The organism is Listeria sp. SHR_NRA_18 (assembly GCF_003856515.1).
Lineage (GTDB): Bacteria > Bacillota > Bacilli > Lactobacillales > Listeriaceae > Listeria_A > Listeria_A newyorkensis.
Window position 1 is genome coordinate 1 of the sequence record NZ_QPKR01000073.1, and the last position, 429, is coordinate 429.

Consider the following 429-nt stretch of genomic DNA (forward strand, 5'->3'; position numbering starts at 1 on the left):
TCCGAAGGGCCGCCGCCGGACGACGGGCTGGTGAAGAAGGTGCGCAACTGGGTCATGGGCAAGGTCATGGCGAAGGCGGGCTCCGGTAATCCCTCGGCCGACCGCATCACGCTGCTGCGCGATGCCGACGGCGACGGCGTGGCGGAAACGCGCAGCGTCTTCCTGCAGGGGCTGCATTCACCCTTCGGCATGGCGCTGGTCGGCAACGAGCTCTACGTGGCGAATGCCGATGCCGTCGTGCGCTTCCCCTACGTTCCCGGCCAGACGGCGATCACCGCCGCGCCCGCGAAGCTGGCCGACCTGCCGTCGCGGCCGCTCAACCATCACTGGACCAAGAACCTGATTGCCAGCGCCGACGGCACCAAGCTCTACGCCACCGTGGGCTCCAACAGCAACGTCGCGGAAAACGGCATGGAGGCCGAGGCGGGC

At 68.8% G+C, this 429-nt stretch carries 1 protein-coding gene; it reads left to right on the top strand.

Annotation, left to right across the window (positions count from 1 at the left end; genetic code table 11):
* Positions 1-429, top strand: a 429-nt coding sequence (locus DUK53_RS17195) for a DUF7133 domain-containing protein (RefSeq protein WP_201740743.1), incomplete at both ends; no start/stop codon positions are given.